Origin of the sequence: Vibrio sp., assembly GCF_050299255.1 — a bacterium.
Classification (GTDB): Bacteria; Pseudomonadota; Gammaproteobacteria; order Enterobacterales; family Vibrionaceae; genus Vibrio.
Map to the genome: position 1 here is coordinate 18977 of NZ_JBNKVP010000015.1, position 15144 is coordinate 34120.

Consider the following 15144-nt stretch of genomic DNA (forward strand, 5'->3'; position numbering starts at 1 on the left):
CAATTGTCGCTTTTGTATAACTTGAGCGTTGTTTGCATATGCTAATGTTCGTTGTTGATTAGTAGAAAGTGTCATTCAGCCGACACAAAGGAGTTATCACGATGGACATAGTTGATCTGTCCCGGTTGCAGTTTGCATTAACTGCAATGTATCACTTCCTGTTCGTACCCCTGACTCTTGGCATGGCGTTCTTGCTGGCCATTATGGAGTCACTGTACGTCATGACCGACAAACCTATCTATAAGGACATGACCAAGTTCTGGGGAAAACTATTTGGTATTAACTTTGCGCTTGGTGTGGCGACCGGCCTGACGATGGAATTCCAGTTTGGTACTAACTGGTCCTATTACTCTCACTACGTCGGCGACATTTTTGGTGCGCCGCTGGCCATTGAAGCCCTGGTCGCGTTCTTCCTGGAATCCACTTTTGTTGGTCTGTTCTTCTTTGGCTGGGATCGGCTGTCGAAACGGCAGCACCTGGCGGTGACCTGGCTGGTGGCACTGGGTTCAAACTTCTCCGCCTTGTGGATCCTGATCGCCAACGGCTGGATGCAGAACCCGGTCGGTGCCGAGTTCAATTTTGAAACCATGCGAATGGAAATGGTGTCGTTTGCCGATGTGGTCTTTAACCCGGTTGCTCAGGTGAAATTTGTCCATACCGTCGCATCCGGTTACACCACCGGTGCCATGTTCGTACTGGGCATCAGTGCTTACTACATGCTGAAAGGCCGTGACCTGGCGTTTGCCCGTCGCTCATTCGCTATCGCCGCTTCGTTTGGTATGGCCTCGATTCTGTCCGTTATCGTACTGGGTGATGAATCGGGCTACGAGCTGGGTGAAGTGCAGAAAGTCAAACTGGCCGCTGTTGAAGCTGAATGGCACACCGAACCGGCTCCGGCGGCATTTACCGTATTTGGTCTGCCGAATCAGGAGACCATGCATACCGATTATGCCATCAAGATCCCTTATGTGATGGGCATCATTGCGACTCGCTCTATTGACGAGCAGGTGACGGGGCTGCGTGATTTGCGTGAAAGCCATGTCGAGCGTATCCGCACCGGTATGTACGCTTATGAGCTGCTGCAAAAGCTGCGCGCGGGCGAGGAGACAGTGGCCGAGCAGCAAGAATTTGAACGGGTCAAACAGGACCTGGGCTATGGCCTGTTGCTGAAGCGCTATACCGAACAAGTGACCGACGCGACCGAAGAACAAATTCAGGCGGCGGCGGATGACTCGATCCCTAAAGTGTGGCCGCTGTTCTGGTCATTCCGCCTGATGGTGGCGTGTGGAATGATCATGCTGGTGGTATTTGCCGCGGCATTCCTGCAAACCTGCCGTCAAAAAATCATGCAGAAACCTTGGGTACTGCGTGCTGCCTTGCTGAGTATTCCACTGCCCTGGATTGCCATTGAAGCCGGTTGGTTTGTGGCCGAGTTTGGTCGCCAGCCTTGGGCTGTCGGTGAAATACTGCCGGTTCACGTCGCCGCTTCTGCGCTGTCTGCGGGTGAAATCATTACCTCGCTGCTGGCGATACTGGCGCTCTATTCCGTGTTCCTGGTGGTGGAAGTTTACCTGATGGTGAAATTTGCCCGTAAAGGACCGAGCAGTCTGAAAACCGGCCGTTACCACTTTGAGCAGGGCGAAACGTCGCTGCAAGACAAAGTGAACCGTCAAGTTGAAGCGTAAGGTAAGGAGAGCATTATGTTTGATTATGAAATCTTGCGCCTGATCTGGTGGGTGCTGATCGGAGTTCTGTTGGTCGGTTTTGCCATTACCGATGGATTCGATATGGGGGTAGGGGCGCTGGTTCCTATCATAGGCAAAAATGACCAGGAGCGTCGGGTGATGATCAACTCCATCGCCCCGCACTGGGATGGTAATCAGGTGTGGCTGATCACCGCAGGTGGGGCGCTGTTTGCCGCCTGGCCACTGGTTTACGCTACCTCATTTTCAGGTTTTTATCTGGCGATGATCGTGACCTTAGCGGCGCTCTGGCTGCGTCCGCTTGGCCTTGACTACCGCTCTAAGATTGAGCAGCCAAAGTGGCGTAGCAACTGGGATATCTGCATCTCTATCAGTGGTTTTGTACCACCGGTGATTTTCGGTGTGGCCTTTGGCAACCTGCTACAGGGTGTCCCTTTTCAGCTGAATGAGTTCCTGATGCCGAGCTATCACGGCTCGTTCTTTGGCTTGCTGAATCCATTTGCGCTGTTATGCGGTGTGGTCAGCCTGAGCATGATCTTATTGCAGGGTTCAACCTGGCTGCAGATGAAAACCACCGACCAGGTGCATGCCCGGGCGCGTAACGTGGCGCAGTTGATGGCGCTGTTGATGGTGGTCAGTTTTGCTCTGGCAGGAGTGTGGGTGCAGTCGCTGCAAGGCTACCTGATTGTCAGCGATATCGACACCAGTGCGGCGTCCAACCCACTGAATAAAGAAGTTATCCGTCAGGCGGGTGCCTGGCTGCATAACTTTGAGCTGATGCCAAGCTTATGGCTGGCTCCGGCTCTAGGCTTGGTGATGCCGCTGCTAGCGGCCCTGGCGTCGCGACTGGAAAGGGGAGGCATTGCGTTTCTGGCTTCCAGCCTGGGTAACGCAGGGGTGATTTTCACCGCCGGTTTTGCCATGTTTCCGTTTATTATGCCGTCGGATCTTAACCCGAGTCACAGCCTGACCATGTGGGATTCTACTTCCAGCGAACTGACGTTGAACCTGATGACCGGCGTGGCCTTTATCATGGTCCCGATAATCCTGGCTTATACCTGCTGGACTTACTACAAGATGTTTGGCCGTCTTGATAACAAATTTATTGAAGACAATAAAAACTCACTCTACTAAGGAGCAAGCTTATGTGGTATTTCGCATGGATTCTGGGTGTTCTGCTGGCATGCGCATTCGGCATCATTAATGCGCTCTGGTTAGAGCATTCCGAGATGATGGATAAAGATAAAGAATAAGCGTGATTCATTCACCTACCGGTAACCGAAAAGCAGGCCAGTCAGGGCCTGCTTTTTATTTGAGCAGATGGATATCTTTTATAACAGGGTATTTTCGGCCACATAGCAGGCAGGTTCTACTTTGGAGCCAGTTGCATAATGCAACTTGGTAATAGTTTGAAAAACAATGGTTGATATTCGGCCACGGTGTGAAAGCAGTTATTGAACTAGCGCCGGTTTTTGCTGCAACTTAACCAAAATAAGTAAACGTACTTGTACTAACGGTTAGGAGTTGCGTTATAGTAATTGCCTGATTTTTCATGTTACAGGGATACGAAGTGCACTCATCGACTGCGCCATTTCATTGGCCTGTTACCGTTTACTATGAAGATACCGATGCCGGTGGTGTAGTGTATCACTCAAACTACCTAAAATTTTTTGAACGGGCCAGAACCGAAATGCTGCGCCATGCAGGTATATCCCAACAAACTTTGTTGGAACAAAAAGTGGGTTTTGTCGTCCGACATATGGATATTGATTTTTTGCAGGGTGCACGACTTGACGATCAACTGACGGTCGTCTCGCAAATCACCGAACAGAAGCGTGCTTCGATGACATTTTGTCAAGAGATCGTAAACCCTGTGGGCAATACCTTGTGTAGAGCAATGGTTAAGGTAGCATGTATCAATACTGATAAAATGAGGCCAATCGCGATTCCTCAGTCTGTAACTACGGAGTTAGCTTTAAGTGAGCGCTGATATTTCAATTTTGGATCTATTTTTACAAGCCAGTTTCTTGGTAAAAATGGTGATGTTAATCCTGTTGGGAATGTCCATTGTGTCTTGGGCGATGATCATCAAGCGCAGCAAGGTTCTGTCCCAGGCAGGAAAAGATGCTGAAAAGTTTGAAGATAAATTCTGGTCAGGAGCGGATTTGTCGGTGCTTTACCAAGAGGTGAAAAAGCGCAAAGACGAACTGGCCGGTACGGAAGAAATTTTCTATTCGGGTTTTACTGAGTTTGCCCGGTTACGTAAATCCAATTCCAACTCGCCTGACTTCATTATGGAAGGCACGGGCCGCGCCATGCGTGTTGCTGTGGCCAGAGAAGTTGATGAACTGGAAAATAGCTTACCATTTCTAGCCACTGTCGGTTCTATCAGCCCCTATATCGGTCTGTTTGGTACCGTGTGGGGCATTATGCACGCCTTTATCGCGCTAGGCGAAGTCAAACAGGCGACGCTGGCGATGGTTGCGCCGGGTATTGCCGAAGCTTTGATTGCAACAGCGATGGGTCTGTTTGCCGCAATTCCTGCGGTTATGGCCTATAACCGCCTGAGCAATAAAGTGGGCAAGCTGGAGCACAACTACGCGACTTTTTCAGAAGAGTTCCACAGTATCCTGCATCGTCAGGCAATGGCGGGCAGAGAATAAGCCATGGCGGGTTACCAGCGTAAGAAGCGCAAGATGACGGCAGAAATCAACGTCGTGCCTTATATTGACGTGATGTTGGTATTGCTGATCATTTTCATGGTGACATCACCATTTGTCACTCAGGGCGTCGATGTCGAGCTGCCGAAAACCACCAATTCCAAATCTGCCGCCGAACTGGCGGGAGACAGTGACAGCAGTTTCATCATTGTGGAAGTGGATCAGGATGGCAATCTGGGTTTGAGCGTCAATAACGAAGATGTCGTTCGGGGGCTCTCTCTGCAAGACATTATCGTCAGAGTGAAAGCGGAGCTATCTATCAACCCTAACTCACCGGTTGCGGTAGGCGGAGATGCGTCAACGCCGTATGCTGAAGTCGTGTTATTGCTCGATGAACTGAGCCAGGCAGGTATTGCCAAGGTTGGTTTGCTGACAGATATCAGGGAATAACATTAAGCAGCCATGAAAGATAAACGAGCGCGTAAGAACAGCGTAAAACTTCCTCTGCTGGTGTCAGTAATGTTGCATGCACTATTACTGGTGGTATTGCTGTGGGGAGCAGATTTTTCCATGTCCAAACCTAAGCCATCAGGCCAAATGGTGCAGGCGGTGGTGATTGATCCTTCGGTCGTTAAGCAGCAAGCGCAACAGATCCGTGAGCAGCGTCAGCAGGCAGCTAAAAAGGAGCAGGACCGGCTGGATAAACTGCGTCGGGAAAGCGAGCAGCTTGAACGTAACCGTAAAGCGGAAGAAGAGCGAATTCGCAAGCTAAAAGAGCAGCAGGCGAAAGAAGCCAAAGCAGCTCGTGAAGCGGAAAAGAAACGGGTTCAGAAAGAGCAAGAGCGTCAGGCTGAAGAACGTAAATTGCAACAGCAGCGTGAACAAGCCGCCAAGCTGGAGCAACAGCGCAAAGAGAAAGAAGCTGCTATTCGCAAGGCAGAGCAGGAGCGTCAGGCTAAAGAAGCGGCCGCCGCCAAAGCGGAACAACAACGCTTAGCCCAGGAAAAAGCCGCCAAGGAAGCTGAGGAAAAAGCCCGTCGCGAACGCGAAGCGGCTGCCAAAGCGGAACAAGAGCGCCTGGCCAAAGAAAAAGCGGCTAAGGAAGCAGCGGAAAAAGCGCGCAAAGAAAAAGCGCGGCTAGAGCAGCTCGAACGTGAGCGTAAGCAGCAAGAAGCGGCGCTGAACGATATCTTTGCCGGGCTGGAATCTGAGAATGCCCAAAACAGCACGGCTCGCTCACGCTTTGTCGCCAGTGAGTCAGACCGTTACGGCGCCATCTATACTCAGCTCATTCAGCAAAATCTGCTGTTGGAGGACAGCTTTCGGGGAAAGTCTTGTAGAGTTAACCTGCGCCTGATCCCGACCGGAACGGGTGCGATTGTGGGTGAGCTGAATATCCTCGATGGCAACAACCGTCTCTGTTCAGCAACTCGCCGGGCCGTTGCGCAGGTAGGGACTTTCCCGATGCCAGACGACAAGCAAGTAGCTGAAAAACTTAAAAACATAAATCTAACTGTAGAACCAGAGTAAAAAGGAACAGCTTGTGATAAAGCGATTGATAATAGGATGTTTGCTCGTTATTTCGAGTAGCTTTCAATTTGCCAGCGCGGCATTGGAGCTGGTTATTACTGAAGGTATCAACTCAGCTCGACCTATCGCCATTGTGCCATTCAAGTGGGAAGGCAGTGCACCGCTACCTCAGGATGTCTCGGCGGTCATCGCGTCGGATTTGCAGCGCAGTGGTAAATTTAGCCCGGTTGAAACCAGCAAAATGCCGCAGACGCCGTTTAACGAATCTGAAGTGAACTTCGATGCCTGGACCCGTCTTGGCGTGGATGCACTACTAACCGGCACCATCACTCAGGCGGCAGACGGCAATTATCAGATCAACTACCAGTTGGTCGATATTGTGCGCGGTCAGTTGACCCAAGGTCAAAGCAAAGCGCTTAGCTCTGACGGCCAACTGGTGCTGGCCAAAGACCATATCCTGTTTAATAAGCGGGCATCTGTGCCGGGCTCGCGTCTGCGCGAATACGCGCACCGTATCTCGGATCTGGTTTACGAGCAGCTTACCGGTGAACGCGGTGCCTTCCTGACCCGGATCGCGTATGTGGTGGTTAACGATAAAGACAGCTACCCATATCAGCTGCGGGTTGCCGACTACGACGGTTACAACGAACGGCTGGTATTGCGCTCCAAAGAGCCGCTGATGTCACCAGCCTGGTCTCCTGATGGTAAACAGCTGGCCTATGTCAGCTTCCAGAACGGTCAGGCTGAAATCTTCATCATGAATATCTACACCGGCAAACGGGAGAAGGTGACTTCATACCCTCGTCATAACGGTGCACCAAGATTTTCTCCAGATGGACGTAAGCTGGCGCTGGTGCTGTCCAAGACCGGTAGCTTGCAGGTTTATACGCTCGACTTAGCCAGCCGCAAGCTGACTCAGATTACTCGAGGCCGCTCCAATAATACCGAACCGTTTTGGAATCCAGATGGTAAATCATTAATATTTACTTCTGATCGGGGTGGTAAACCACAGATTTATCAAGTAAATTTGGCAGACGGAAATTCCAGCCGCCTGACTTGGCAAGGTAGTCAAAACATGGGCGGTCAAATCACACCGGATGGTCGTTCTCTGATTATGGTTCATCGAAGCAATTCGGGCTTTAATCTGGCCAAGCAAGATCTGCAAACCGGTGCGGTACAAATTTTGACTAAGACGCTGCTGGACGAATCACCTAGTGTGGCTCCTAACGGCGCAATGGTCATTTATAGCTCTATCTACAACCGGACCAACGTATTATCGATGGTTTCGATAGATGGACGTTTTAAAGCTAGATTACCGGCAACGAATGGGCGAGTGCGTGCACCTGCTTGGTCTCCGTTTTTATAGCAAATAAGAAGTATCAAAACGTAAGGAAAAACAAATGCAACTTAATAAAGTTCTTAAAGGTCTGCTTATCGCGCTACCTGTACTTGCAGTGACTGCATGTAGCTCAAGCGATGAAGCGACAAGCGCAACTGGCACAGAGACTAACCAGTCGACTACTGGCACTGAAAGCAACGTTGATACTACCGTTGTTTCTCCAATTGATGCGAGCAGCCAGCTGTCTGAACAAGAGCTGAAAGAGCAGGCTCTGCGTGAAACGCAAACTATTTACTTTGCGTTCGATAACGCTACTATCTCTAGTGATTACGAAGAGATTCTGGCAGCTCACGCGGTATACCTGGGCAACAACGCGGGCCTGAAAGTGACTATCGAAGGTCACGCTGACGAACGTGGTACTCCAGAGTACAACATCGCACTGGGCGAGCGTCGTGCACAAGCTGTAGCTAAATACCTACAAGCTCTGGGTGTTCAAGCTGACCAAATCTCAATCGTAAGCTACGGTGAAGAGAAACCGCTGCTGCTGGGTCAGTCTGAAGACGTTTATGCGAAAAACCGTCGTGCGGTTCTAGTATACTAATCAAGGAAATATCCTATGTTCAGTAACTTTAAGCGAATAGCTACGCTTGCGTTACTGGCAAGTGCAGCGGGCCCTGTGCTCGCTGCACCAGCTCCAGTATCTGATTTAAACTCAGGCTCAACGGCCACAGTCGCTGCGGTAAGTTCATCGGCAGAATCCGATGTGCAACGTTTAGAACGTCTGCTGCAGAGCCGGAACCGTGCACAGTTGCAAATGCAACAACAGATTGACCAGATGTCATTGGAAATCAATGAACTGAGAGGTCAGCTTGAGAAAAACAGCTACGACATGCAGCAGATGTTAGAGCGTCAGCGTCAGCTGTTTATCGAGTTGGACAAAGTGCGTGGTGAAGTGAAAAACGGTGCCGCCGTTGCGGTTAACCCTGAGTCGCAAGCAACCGACAGCGCAGGAACATTCAGCTCCAATGCCGATGAGCAGACCGCCTATCAAAACGCGGTGGACCTGATCCTGAAAAAACGCGATTACAATGGTGCCATCACTGCGTTACAGCAGTTCCAGAAAGACTTCCCAGATTCCGTATTTACCGCCAACAGCCACTACTGGCTCGGTCAGTTGTTCTATGCCAAGAAGCAGGACAAAGACGCGGTGAAGAGTTTTGCTACTGTGCTCTCCTATAAAGACTCCAACAAGCGCGCCGACGCTTTGGTGAAACTGGGTGATATTGCACAGCGCAACAACAACCGGCCTCAGGCGAATAAGTATTACCAACAGGTAATCGATGAGTACCCGGATAGCGCTTCGGCCAAAGTGGCCAAAGAGCAGATGAAATAACGAAAGAGGCGCTTGGCGCCTCTTTTGGTTTGGCTTTGATCCCGGCTACGCCTTGGGTGTACAATGCTTGCAATAACGGAAGTTGTATAGAGCTAGAGCAATGAGCCACATTTTAGACAAGATCGAAACCGTATACCCGTTCCCGGCCAAACCTGTACCTCTCACCGAAGAAGAGAAACAGGCACACATCGCCAATATTAAAACGCTGCTGAAAGAGAAAGACGCGGTGTTGATTGCCCATTACTACACGGACCCGGAAATTCAGGCCCTGGCTGAAGAAACCGGCGGCTTCGTGGGTGATTCGCTGGAAATGGCCAAGTTTGGTAATCGTCATCCTGCCAGCACCCTAATCATTGCAGGGGTTCGCTTTATGGGTGAGTCCGCCAAGATTTTAACTCCGGAAAAACACATCCTGATGCCAACTCTGGAAGCCGAGTGCTCTCTGGATCTGGGCTGTCCGGCGGATAAATTCACTGAATTCTGCGACGCTCACCCGGACCACACCGTGGTGGTTTACGCCAATACCTCCGCAGCCGTCAAAGCACGCGCCGACTGGGTAGTGACCTCCAGCATCGCGCTTGAAATTGTTGAGCACCTGGACAGCGAAGGCAAACCGATTATCTGGGGGCCGGACCGCCACCTGGGTTCGTACATTGCCAAGCAAACCGGCGCTGATATGCTGTTGTGGCAAGGGGAATGTGTCGTGCATGACGAGTTCTCTGCCGATGCCTTGCGCAAAATGAAAACCCTCTACCCGGAAGCTGCGGTACTGGTTCACCCGGAATCGCCAGCCAGTGTGGTTGAACTGGCCGATGCGGTGGGTTCGACCAGTCAGTTGATCAAAGCCGCTAAGCAGTTGCCGCATCCACAAATGATCGTGGCGACCGACAAAGGCATTTTCTTCAAAATGCAGCAAATGGTGCCAGAGAAAGAACTGATCGAAGCGCCAACGGCCGGCGCCGGCGCAACCTGCCGCAGCTGTGCTCACTGTCCTTGGATGGCAATGAACGGCCTGAAAGCGATTGAAAATGCCCTGCGCGAAGGTAACGAACAGCATGAGATCTTTGTTGATGAAGAGCTACGGGTGAAATCCCTGGTGCCGCTGAACCGAATGCTGGAGTTTGCAGAGCAGCTCAACTTACAAGTCAAAGGCAACGCCTGACGATTCGCTTCACAGAATATAAACCAGCCCTGAGTGGCTGGTTTTTTATCGCCTTCAGGTCGTCTAGTCTTAATACAGGGCTAACCTGAAGGTAACAGTTTCAGGCAGATAGAGTGAAAGGGGATTGTGGTGACAATTTGGTTTGTAGTCAAAAAATGGATTAGCTCGCACCTGTTCAGGCTGAGTAACCGTAATCTGGCATTTCTGACCATTGTCTACCTGGTGGTGTCGTGGCTGCTACTGCAGCTGTCCGGTGAAACGGCGCTGACTGACAATGTCACCACTTTCATCTATTACATTTTCGTCACTGCCTCCACCGTCGGTTACGGGGATTTCTCCCCGGTGACACCGGCCGGCAAATGGGTGGTGGTGCTGTGGGTAATCCCGGGAGGGCTGAGCCTGTTTGCCGCCTTATTGGGGCGCCTGGCTTCCTATGGCATAGATTACTGGCGGGCAGGCATTTTGGGAAAACGGAGAGTTCGCGTGGAAAACCACATTCTGTTATTGGGCTGGAATGGCCAGCGCACGTTACATCTAATTCGTATGTTACAGCATGAGGAAGCGGGTAGACGTCCGCTGGTGCTCTGCTGCCGTTCAGACATTGAAAACCCGCTACCCGGCGAAATCGGTTTTGTCAGAGTTTCCAGCTACACCGACAGTCAGGATATGGCCAATGCCGCGGTAGAGCAGGCCAGTTGTATCGTGGTCGACAACCTGGAAGACGATATCACGCTCTCTGCGGCACTGTTTTGTGCTAATGCCAACCCGTCTGCCCATTTGCTGGCCTATTTCAAAGACGATGCCCTTAGTCAACTGCTGATGCAGCACTGTCCGAATGCCGAATGTATTCCGGCCGTCGGGGCTGAGATGCTGGCCAAAGCCGCCGTGGATCCTGGCTCGAGCACGTTACATCATGAGCTGTTAGCGTCAACCCGGGGGATGACTCAGTATTCCACCGTGTATCCTTCCAACGTACCGGATACTGACATCGCAACCCTGTTCCAGGCGTTAAAAACAACCCACCATGCCACTCTTATTGCAGCAGATACCGGCCAGGGGATTCGGCTGAACCCGCCTCTGGAAACCCAAATTACTGCAGGGGCAAAGCTGTTTTACATTTCTGATGAGCGGATCGAAGCGTTTGACTGGAGCGATTTAGTCAGTAAAAAAGGGTCCTGAGGACCCCTTTATCTATGATTTGAAAACTACCAGGCGCTTATTGACTGGCGGCCAGTTGCGCACCACGAATGGTTAAGCCACACAGCATGGTTGGCATGGCATTGAAAATTTCTTCGAACTGTTCCAGGCCGTCAACGCCTTGCTCAGCCAGGGTGGCCATGGACGTTTCAGGATCATACAGCAGGCTTAAAGACAGCAACACGCCACCGAGCAGGGCATTGTCTTCGCTCTCATCCGGCATAATGGTTTCCCAGTCATCCCGGGAGAGTTGCCAGCCTTGTAGCACACCCTCACAAAAGTCGCGGGTCGGCTGGTTAACGATTTCTTCTTCGTCCAGCGCGCACATTTGTGGCCAGACCCAGCGATTTTCCATCAGTGCTGGTCGAGTCTGGTTCCAGATATCGACGACCTGCTCGATGTAACACTCCAGTTGCTCACCGTCGCTAAATGGTGCCACTTCTTCACCACCCCACAGGAAGGATAACCACTCTTCCGGATTTAGCAGGTTTGGCGCGGCGGCCATGGAGGTGACGAAACCGTAGGTTTTCGCCTCACTGATAAGTTTTCCTTCCAGTTCTGGAATCGACAGGATCTGTTGTAGAGTCAAGCTGCTGTTCGCTCTGTTGGGTTATTGAATGCGCTATAGTACCAGCCCCGCTCAAGGAGAAAAAGGGTGGATAAATTGATCGCTTCACTATAATGGTAGTAATCATTTTAAAATGAGTTGGCTATGGATCCGCAATCTTCGCTTAAACGGCGCAGCATCGTTGCGCTGGCCATATACCTCTGCGTTGTGATCGCCATTATCGGTACGGTGAGTTATCTGGTGGTTGAGCCAATTGTTCGCAAGCAACTGGAACAGAATCTGGATTTACGCACCAGATTGATTTCCCAGCAAATTCAGGAGCCAATGGGGCGTTCACTCAGTGTGCTGGAAAGCATTGTCAGTATCGGCAATAGTGCAGGCTCAGAGGCCGAGCAGGCGCGGCTGCTGCGTGAACTGTTTAAGATGGCTCAAGGGGTTACGGTAAGTGGGGGGCTATGGCCTAAACCCTACTCAGTCAACCCCGACAAGGCTTTTCAAAGCCTGTTTTTCAATAAAGTTTCCAATGGCCGGATAGACCGGGTTTTGTCGTGGGATAACCCCGCATCGGGCGGCTACCAACAGGAGCAGTGGTATCAGTCGGCCGTTAACCAGCCGCCCGGTTCGGTCAGTTGGTCGCGCGTGTATATCGACCCCTTTACCCATGTGCAGATGATTACTGCGTCATCGCCTTACTACCGAGACGGGCGATTTGCCGGGGTGGCGACGGTCGATTTATCACTGGAAAGCCTGGTCGAGTTTGTCCAGCACAGCGCCGAGACGTTTGACCTTGGCTTGGTGGTGAAAGATGCCTATCAAGAAGTGATAACCGAGTACAACTTTCTCCATAGTCAGTCGCTGTATATCAGCCATCATCGATTCGGTCAGTTTAACTGGTCGGTTGACGTGATCAACGCCAGGCGAAGCGTGCAAGAGCAGCTGTACGAGCTGGTTACCCGGGTGGAGCTGGTGATCATTCCGATTATGCTGCTGTGTGTGATGGTCGGCTATGGGACTGATCAACCGCTATCTGATCAAACCCATCGTGCTGATCGCTGAGAAAGTCGACGATTCAAAAACCGGTGGCATTATCGATTTAGAATACCACCGCCAGGATGAAATCAAACACCTGGTCGATATGTTCAATCAGAAAACCGTCTACCTGGAAGCTGAACGGCACAAAGCTCAGGCCTCGACCCAGGCTAAAAGTGCCTTTCTGGCCACGTTATCCCATGAAATCCGCACGCCGATGAACGGCGTGTTAGGCGCGGCGCTTATTCTGCTGAAATCTCCTTTGAGTCTTGAACAGCGTAAGCAGATGAAAATGTTGTATGACTCTGGTGAGCATATGATGACCCTGCTCAATGAGATACTGGATTTCTCCAAAATCGAGCAGGGTAAGCTGGAGCTGGACAAAACCATGTTTCCGCTGGATTCGATTATCGGCAGCCTCAACAGCGTTTACCGCGCTCTGTGTGAGGAAAAAGGCCTGCGGTTCGACATCTATTCAGATGTCCCCGGTACCCGCTGGTACTACTCAGACAAAGCCCGTTTACGGCAGATCCTGTTTAACCTGCTCAATAATGCGGTCAAATTTACCGCGAAAGGATTTGTTCAGGTCAGCTTTACCGAGTACACCCATCAGGGCCAGCTGTTTTTGTCTATCTCGGTGAAAGACAGCGGGATAGGCATTGCCAAATCGGCACAGGCGAAAATCTTTTTACCCTTTGAACAGGCGGAATCGGCCACCACTCGTCAGTACGGCGGCACAGGGCTCGGCCTGGCGATAGTGAAACAGATCGCCGAACTGATGGGCGGTGCTGTCACGCTTAGCAGTGAACCGGGTATTGGTACCAGTTTCCGGGTTGATGTCGCGGTTGATGTCGGCCATCCGGTCAGCAAAACCGCCCGGTTGCACCGCAAATTGGACTACCACGGCTTACGCTTACTGATAGCCGAAGATAACCGCACTAATGCGGTGATCATGGAGACGATACTGCGAGGTAAAGGATTTGCGTGTGAATGCGTGGGAAACGGCGAACTGGCGCTTAAAAAAATGGCAGATCAGCCGTTTGATGTGGTGCTTATGGATAACCACATGCCGGTGATGGATGGGGTAGAGGCGACCCGGCAGATCCGAAGCGGCGCAGGCAAACGGTCAAACATCCTGATACTCGGCTGTACCGCCGATGTATTCAAGGAAACCCGAGAGAGTATGATGGCGGCAGGTGTGAATGACATTGTTACCAAGCCCATTCAGGAATCTGAACTGGATGACGCGCTGCATCGGCATACCCAACTGCTGTTTCAGTATCAGCCGCAACTGGCTCCGGTTGATGATATAGAGATTGATGAAGACAGCCTGGTGGATCTTTTTGTGGCCATCGAGAGCCAGAATTTCAAACATGCTCTGACCATACTGGCGACCATCGTCGAAAGCCCAAGAGTACTGAACGATTCTGCAATGTCGAAACTGGTTTATGAAATCGACAGTTATCTGCGCCAGGAGCAGTCTCCGCCCAGCGAATTGCTGCAACAGATGAACGTATTAGTGGCCAATTCGTGTAGTTAAATTACAGAAACAACCTGCTTCAAGGTTAATTAGTGACCTGCATCTTAAAAAGTAGTGATAGCGTCTAATTTTATTACCAAAACTGGTGAAATATTGACTCTGCACGTTTAAATACGGAATTTAAAACCAATAAAACTATGTTTTAATAGCGCCAAAATCTAGCATTGAATTAAATGTATAGATATATCATCCACAAAGTTGCGTTTAAATAGTTACATATTTTATTGGTGAGTAAATTGAAACCACGCGGTCCATTCTGTATTCGTCATGCTGCTGCTGATACTTTTGCTATGGTTGTGTTCTGCTTTGTATCAGGTATGGTCATTGAGATTTTTGTCTCTGGGATGTCGTTCGAACAATCATTGCAATCCAGGTTGTTGTCGATTCCTGTCAATATTGCTATCGCGTGGCCCTACGGCATCTTCCGGGATTTTGTCCTGCGCCAGGGTGCCCGGTTCTCTGATAGCTCGGTAATGCGTAACATCTCTGACTTGCTGGCTTATGTTCTGTTCCAGTCTCCGGTTTATGCCGCCATTCTGCTAGCAGTGGGTGCATCTACCGATCAAATCATTACCGCAGTGGCCACCAATGCCGCGATTTCCTGTGGTATGGGCGTGCTGTACGGTTACTTCCTGGATTACTGCCGCCGCTGGTTCAAAGTGCCGGGTTACATTCAGCAAGCATAACGCGGCGGAGAATGACCAGTTTTTGTACGGGTTTGTTATTTAGTAATCAAACAGATAACTTAGACTGGTTTTTTTCATGAATTCGCTTGACCTACCAGGCCAGAATCATTAAATTAGCGCCTCGTTAGCCGAGAGGCTGACACAACAATACGGTGAGTTGTCCGAGTGGCTGAAGGAGCACGCCTGGAAAGTGTGTATACGGCAACGTATCGAGAGTTCGAATCTCTCACTCACCGCCACATTCAAAACCCCAGCAGAAATGCTGGGGTTTTCTCGTTTTAGTGCTTTCCAGTTGAGATTTTGCTGACTTAAAGCTGTCTGCATTACGACTCTAGTC

Annotated in this window: 14 protein-coding genes, 1 tRNA gene and 1 pseudogene; 15 read left to right on the forward strand and 1 reads right to left on the reverse strand. The window is 50.7% G+C overall.

From position 1 onward, the window contains the following. Positions 1–101: 101 nt before the first annotated feature. The 12 genes from cydA to ACQY6F_RS06655 all read left to right on the forward strand — a co-directional run bounded on the left by cydA (position 102) and on the right by ACQY6F_RS06655 (position 10966). Positions 102–1685, forward strand: a complete 1584-nt coding sequence (cydA, locus tag ACQY6F_RS06600) for a cytochrome ubiquinol oxidase subunit I (RefSeq protein ID WP_428773111.1) — start codon at positions 102–104, stop codon at positions 1683–1685. Positions 1686–1700: 15 nt separating this feature from the next. After that, positions 1701–2837 (forward strand): cytochrome d ubiquinol oxidase subunit II, encoded by a 1137-nt coding sequence (cydB, locus tag ACQY6F_RS06605; RefSeq protein WP_428773113.1) that lies wholly within the window; start codon positions 1701–1703, stop codon positions 2835–2837. Positions 2838–2848: 11 nt separating this feature from the next. Beyond that, positions 2849–2956, forward strand: coding sequence for a cytochrome bd-I oxidase subunit CydX (gene cydX, locus ACQY6F_RS06610; RefSeq protein WP_428773114.1), 108 nt, complete (start codon positions 2849–2851; stop codon positions 2954–2956). A 299-nt stretch (positions 2957–3255) separates the two neighbouring features. Beyond that, complete coding sequence (gene ybgC, locus ACQY6F_RS06615; RefSeq protein WP_428773115.1) at positions 3256–3693, forward strand: tol-pal system-associated acyl-CoA thioesterase; 438 nt, start codon at positions 3256–3258, stop codon at positions 3691–3693. After that, a complete protein-coding gene (gene tolQ, locus ACQY6F_RS06620) occupies positions 3683–4366 on the forward strand; it encodes a protein TolQ (protein ID WP_428773117.1) in 684 nt (227 codons plus the stop codon). Before ybgC ends, tolQ begins: the two co-directional genes overlap by 11 nt. Before the next feature lie 3 nt (positions 4367–4369). After that, on the forward strand, positions 4370–4813 hold the full coding sequence (gene tolR / locus ACQY6F_RS06625; protein WP_428773119.1) for a protein TolR: 444 nt from the start codon (positions 4370–4372) through the stop codon (positions 4811–4813). Positions 4814–4825: 12 nt separating this feature from the next. After that, positions 4826–5893, forward strand: coding sequence for a cell envelope integrity protein TolA (tolA, locus tag ACQY6F_RS06630; protein ID WP_428773120.1), 1068 nt, complete (start codon positions 4826–4828; stop codon positions 5891–5893). Positions 5894–5906: 13 nt separating this feature from the next. Continuing rightward, entirely contained in the window at positions 5907–7259 is a 1353-nt protein-coding gene (gene tolB, locus ACQY6F_RS06635; RefSeq protein ID WP_428773121.1) for a Tol-Pal system beta propeller repeat protein TolB, read from the forward strand. A gap of 34 nt (positions 7260–7293) precedes the next feature. Continuing rightward, positions 7294–7833, forward strand: a complete 540-nt coding sequence (gene pal, locus ACQY6F_RS06640; RefSeq protein ID WP_428773122.1) for a peptidoglycan-associated lipoprotein Pal — start codon at positions 7294–7296, stop codon at positions 7831–7833. A gap of 15 nt (positions 7834–7848) precedes the next feature. Next, on the forward strand, positions 7849–8625 hold the full coding sequence (gene ybgF / locus ACQY6F_RS06645; protein ID WP_428773123.1) for a tol-pal system protein YbgF: 777 nt from the start codon (positions 7849–7851) through the stop codon (positions 8623–8625). A 100-nt stretch (positions 8626–8725) separates the two neighbouring features. Continuing rightward, positions 8726–9787, forward strand: coding sequence for a quinolinate synthase NadA (nadA, locus tag ACQY6F_RS06650; RefSeq protein WP_428773125.1), 1062 nt, complete (start codon positions 8726–8728; stop codon positions 9785–9787). A 129-nt stretch (positions 9788–9916) separates the two neighbouring features. Then, on the forward strand, positions 9917–10966 hold the full coding sequence (locus ACQY6F_RS06655; protein ID WP_428773126.1) for a potassium channel family protein: 1050 nt from the start codon (positions 9917–9919) through the stop codon (positions 10964–10966). 37 nt (positions 10967–11003) lie between these two features. On the opposite strand, the gene ACQY6F_RS06660 is transcribed toward ACQY6F_RS06655, so the two are convergent. Beyond that, positions 11004–11573: a UPF0149 family protein gene (locus ACQY6F_RS06660; protein ID WP_428773127.1), complete on the reverse strand. Its 570-nt coding sequence runs from the start codon at positions 11571–11573 to the stop codon at positions 11004–11006. A 123-nt stretch (positions 11574–11696) separates the two neighbouring features. Here ACQY6F_RS06660 and ACQY6F_RS06665 point away from each other — a divergent pair. From ACQY6F_RS06665 to ACQY6F_RS06675, 3 genes and pseudogenes are all read left to right on the forward strand, one after another. After that, positions 11697–14121: pseudogene (locus ACQY6F_RS06665) on the forward strand (ATP-binding protein). A gap of 236 nt (positions 14122–14357) precedes the next feature. Then, positions 14358–14807 carry an L-alanine exporter AlaE gene (locus ACQY6F_RS06670; protein ID WP_428773128.1) on the forward strand — a complete coding sequence of 150 codons (450 nt, stop codon included), beginning with the start codon at positions 14358–14360 and terminating at the stop codon, positions 14805–14807. Positions 14808–14958: 151 nt separating this feature from the next. Further along, positions 14959–15046: transfer RNA gene (locus ACQY6F_RS06675), tRNA-Ser, on the forward strand. Positions 15047–15144: the final 98 nt, after the last annotated feature.